Below are 5,328 nucleotides of genomic sequence, written 5' to 3'. Positions count from 1 at the left end.
GGGACCTCGGGTTGTGCTGCAAAGTTGCCGTCTGCGGTGGTGCCCAATTCATTGCTGGCCTTCCAGCAGACCATCTCCACGGAGAAATGCCGCAATGGTGACCGGTTAACCGTCAAAGTGACTGCGCAATGAAGGGACGCAAAACACTGCTAAACTCAGATGGGCTTGTGGGTGTGGCAGATGGAATGCCAAGTTTTGCTTCTAAGAATAGTTGATTTGTTGATGGTTGCGGTTGGGGTAGAGGTGGCGCACCCAACTGAGGTTGAGTCGTTTTCTCAACTGTGGGTAAAGTCCCTAAGTTAACCGCAGAACCATCATTGGGGGCGCTAATTCCTAATGATGGTTGTTCTTTATTGCCTGCATTGTCAGTAGCCAGTGCCAAAAACTCATAGCTATGTCCGCTACGACCAACATAAACACCACTCGTTGAGGTGGTTTGCTGCTGCCAAATCTGGAAATCGCCGCCATCTTCAGCGACATAAACAGTTACGTGCTTAATTCCAGAACCAGCTGCATCATCAGTTGCTGTCCACTTCACCAAATAATCAGAACCACCTGCAACTAATGGTGTAGCGCTGAGTACAGTTGTTGGGGCAGTACCATCAATAATGTTGGTGACTTCTGCCGTGTCTAAGGGGGCAGCGGTATTGTAAATTACTCTGGCAGCGCTGGTAATTTCTGTTCCAGTCGCACTACCAGTTTTGGGGAGAATGGTGTAGCTGACAAAGGCACTGCCAACACCGTTGGCTTTATTGGGTGGCAATAAACCAATATCGCGGTTTTGCACCACTTCCCCAGTATTCGGGTCAATTGCTTGGATTAACCAAGTAGCAGTGTTAGAAATTACATCTAAGCCAGCGCTTACCCGTAAAATAAAGCCTTTGCTGCTGGTAAAATCAAAATCCCCAGAGAAAGTGCCACGTCCTGTAGGAATGTGAATCTGAATATCGCCCAGGCGCAGAGAACCTAATTGGAAGGTACGCGGATTGAGGTCATCATCAAGTTTGGTAACAATCCGCACTTCTCCAACATTACTGTCAGCAGCAGCGGCATTTTCAAAGCGAATTGTGTAGGGGAGTGCTGTACCCACAGGGATGATATTTTCCATCCCATAGCCCAAGGGGCCGGTTAGGGTAGCGAGATTGCTGGTAGTGACAGCACTGTTGAAGAAGCTACCAAAGCTGGGAGGTGGTACAGCAACACCTTGGGGTAGTTCAACCCTAGCATCCCCAAAAGGAACGTAGACGTTGAAAGATTGGGCGTGGGTTTTTTGCGACAGACCTAAATCGTATTGTTTGAGGTCAACAGCCGATTCTTGTTCTCTTAAACTGGGATTATTACCATACCATTTGCGGACTTGCTCAAAGAAGTTGACTAAATTGTTACTAGAGATAATTTGATTTCCCGCAGGCCCCAGCAGTAAACCAGTGGCGAGTGTCGCCATCAAGCTAATTACTTGGGGATTTTCCCGAATTGGCGGTGCTTGGTTTTCAGGGCGTAATAATCCAGCTTGTTCTAAGGCTGCTAAATATGCGTTTGTCCAAGTGTTAGCATCCGCAGCTAGCACAGTCAGCGCAACCGAAGCTGTTGGGTCAAGTAGGATAGCATTTCGCAGCCGCAGTGCTGAAGTAGTTTGTTCTTGAACAAATTCAGCACGAGTCATTGCCGTTGCTGTCGCTAAAATGTGGAAACGGAAAGCAATTGTATCGTCTGGCAGTCCTTCTAAACCTGTGGGGTCTTTGGCCAGTTCATCTTGGAGTCCAGGGTAAGTTTGAACGTTAAATGTGCGACCAACAAATCCGGCGTTCGGGAGGTCGAGGACATAACCTGGTGCTAAGATTTCGCCATTGGTATTGATATCGGAGATGAGACTGGCCCAAGGCACATCTTGCAAAACGCCTTCTGGGTTGCCGCGCAGATTTGAGCTAAACTCCGTGTAGGGAAGATTGAAGACTTCTGTGTTTGTTCCCAACTCAGGAGTGCCGATAGCAAAATGTACGTAGGGGGTGTCGATATTAGTTAAACTTTGGACTGAGACACCGTAAGTTGCTGTATCTCCAGGTGCGAGGATGCTTGGGCCACCCAACCCGATGGTGACATCTTGTTCAATTGCCCGTTCAACTAAGTAGCGGTAGGGAACAATTGCCACTCGACCATCTGGGTTGATGACTTTAACATCGTAAAGACCGTGGGGTGCATCTGTGAGGTCGAAGATGGCAGTAATTTTCGTACTGTCAATGACCTGGTATCTGACTGGGTTGTATTCGGCAATTCCAGGACGTACCAGTTTCACAATTGCTCCTGGCTGGAACTGTGCGCCTATAATATTGGTGGTTACGTAGCGGCTATCTCCACCTCGGTCGGTAACGACATCAGTAATTTCAAAGGGTAGGACATCTGCTAACAAGGACAGGGGCGTGTTATTGCTGGGTTCTGCATAACCGCGCACTAGTACATAGTAAGTCCCAGTTTTAGTGGTGGGAATGATGACTGATTGATTTGGCCCTAATACCCCTGTGTATGCAGCATCATATACAATACTTGTGGGTGCTTGCCCGAAGCGGACGAACACCTCGTTGGCAGCAAGGCTTGCAGCAGAACTGGCGTTGACGCGCAGGGTTTGACCTGCTTGGAGGTTAATTTCAAATAGCCTCTCCTGTCCAGTACTGAGGGTTGTTTCTTTCGCTACACCTAACTGTAACTGCTCAACGGTAACGTTGAGCGGGTTAGCAGATGTAGTGCGGTTGTTTGACTCATTCTCGGCTTCGTAAACAGAATTGAAGATATCGGGTCTAACAATGATGCGATATTGTCCTGGAATTGCTGGTGGCAGATTTGCTGTCAGGGTTGAAGTGTAGTCAGCATTCTTTGCTAAGTTACCATTGTGGGACACTCGCCAATTATTCGGTCATTGATATCCCAAACTGCATCTGTTGATAAGTAAACTGCATCACTCCACTCTCCGCTAGCCGGGTTGTCGCCGTAGTTTGTGACTTTCCAGCTAATTTGTATCTGTTCGCCTGATTTAGCATTGCTGGGGACGCTTATTTCGTCTACCTGTAAATCTGCTGGCGGTGGCAGTTCTAGAATCAAGGGTTGGATACTGGAAGATGCATTGTTGCTTTCTTTAGTGCCTTCAAATACGATATCGCGTCCGTTGTTTTGTGGTGCATCAGTAATTACAAAAACGTAGTAAGAACCAACAAGGTCGTTGGGCAACTGTAGAGTTTTGTTAATTGTGTAGCTGCTACCAGTACTTAAGCCGCCAGTATGTTCTACATATCCTAAATAGCGATCGCTGATGTTATCTAAGAATTCATCTCTTGAGAGGTAAATTAAATCATTCCAACGATTTTGTCTAGTAGGTGTATCGCCAGTCCCTTTATTAGTGACTGTGTACTTCAGATTAAAGCTTTGTCCGGTAGTGCTGCGTTCTGGGATAATAACTGAAGTTACTTGCAAATCTGGTGGGGGCTGTAAGCCGACCGTCAAAGGCTTGGCAGTAATGTTGTTGCCTTCATCCTGGAATTCAGGTACACGAGCAAAAGTCGAGTTGCTTTCAACGAAAAGGTTGCGGCCTCTACTACCAACGTTTGAGTCAGTAAATACTAATAAATAGAAATCACCATCAACACCATCAGGGAGAGTAATTTCACCTGTTTGTGTGTAAGATTGTCCTTGCTGTAGGCTGCCGCGATGAGCAAACTCTCGCAGTAATGTGTCATTTAAGTCTAAAGACTCGTCACGGGAGAGATAAATGCGGTCGTACCAGGAATTTTCTCTAGTGTCGCGGGTACCTGTGTTGCTGACAGTCCAGTTTACAGTAATTGTTTGACTGGAAGTTGGCGGTATTTCTGGAACTATTAAATTACTAACCTGTAAATCTGGTTCTCGATAAGTTACACCAATGAGTTCTTTGCTCCCGTTATTTGTCGGGTTTTCAAATACACGATATTCAAAGCTGCCACTATAGGAATTGTTGTCACCACCGCTATTGGGAATTTCACCTCGGAATCGTCTGGTATTATAATCGTAGCTGTAATCGGTACTTACGTAAATATAGTATTCGCCATTAATTCCCGCAGGTAGGATAATATCTTGCTTTTGGGTGTAAGTTTCACCTGTGCGTAATGGAGAAAGGGAACTGTAGGGGACAAATCCAACTTTAGTTGCTCTATCAGCAATGAAGGTGGGGTCAGGGGAAACCCAAATTTCATCGTACCAGTAGCGTGTTCCTGACCAGATATCTGCGCCGACGTTCTGTACCGTCCACTCAACTGTGGTGCGTTCCCCGGAGAAGTTTTGCGGCAAGGTCTTGACAGAAGTGACAATTAAGTCAGCAGGTGTACTGGTGACATTAGTTGCTGCTGTTCGATTTTTATCGCGGGTTAACCAGATAGTGTCAGTCCAACTATCGCGGTCGGTTTCACCAATACCGGAGTTAGTGACGGTGTAACGAACTTTAATCTTGGAACCTTCAAATGCGAGTGTGGGAGCTATCACTTGACTTGTAACCAAGTCGGCAGGTGGCAGAGAATTGATATTTAACTTGACTGCCTTGATGTTGTTCGATTCTTGGGGATATTCGTCTACTTGTGCGTTGACATCTGTGGCAACAATCAAGTAAGCTTCACCCCGGAAATACTTGGGAATCACTAAGGTATTGGCAAGGGTGCGGTAGCTTTCAAGAGTTCCCAAGGCAGTTGCATTGCTAAAGCTACCCAAGGACAAATCATCGTAGCTAATTTTGTCATCCAAAGACAAATAAACTTTATCTTGCCAGTTGGGGGTGATGGTGCCAACAGTACCTTGATTGGTAACGATAAATTCCAGAGAGATTGTGCCACCAGCATTCGCGGTAGTGGGTGCAATAATTGATTTTACTTGTAGGTCAGGACGGGGAGTTAAGCTGACCAGGAGATTATTGGGAGTTGTGCTGTTGGTGTTGTTACCTGTAGCGGTGGATTCGTACAATGAATTGTCAGCATTAGTCTTAACTTCAACTTCGTACAGTCCTTGCAGGGTGGAGGGCAGGGTAAACTGTTCAGAACGTGTGTAGAATTTACCTGCTTGAAGACCGTTACCATATCTAAACGTTCCCAATGAAATTAATTGTCCCCCAGAATCTACCTGTTTGAGGAATACCTCATCCACCCAACCGCTAGTAGCATCACCTGTACCGGAGTTTGCTACTGTCCAGGAAATGTCAATTTTGTTACCAGATTTCGCTGTGGTGGGCGAGGTGACGTTTGTAACTACGAGGTCGCTTGGAGGGGTGAAAGTTACTTGAACTGCATTGGAGACTTGGCTGTTATTGTTGCTGTAGAT

2 protein-coding genes are annotated in these 5,328 nt (G+C 46.3%); both read right to left on the bottom strand.

All coding sequences use genetic code 11. The features are described 5' to 3' along the window. Positions 1-112: 112 nt before the first annotated feature. Entirely contained in the window at positions 113-2,893 is a 2,781-nt protein-coding gene (locus tag LC574_RS24890) for a hypothetical protein (protein ID WP_229456224.1), read from the bottom strand. After that, positions 2,872-5,328, bottom strand: a 2,457-nt coding sequence (locus LC574_RS24885; RefSeq protein WP_229456223.1) for a CARDB domain-containing protein, incomplete at its 5' end; no start/stop codon positions are given. The genes LC574_RS24885 and LC574_RS24890, both read right to left, overlap by 22 nt.

The sequence above is a fragment of the Nostoc sp. CHAB 5715 genome, assembly GCF_020829685.1.
In the GTDB taxonomy this organism is placed as follows: Bacteria; Cyanobacteriota; Cyanobacteriia; order Cyanobacteriales; family Nostocaceae; genus Nostoc.
The sequence above is the reverse complement of the archived record's forward strand: the minus strand, read 5'-3'. Positions and strand labels throughout refer to the sequence as shown.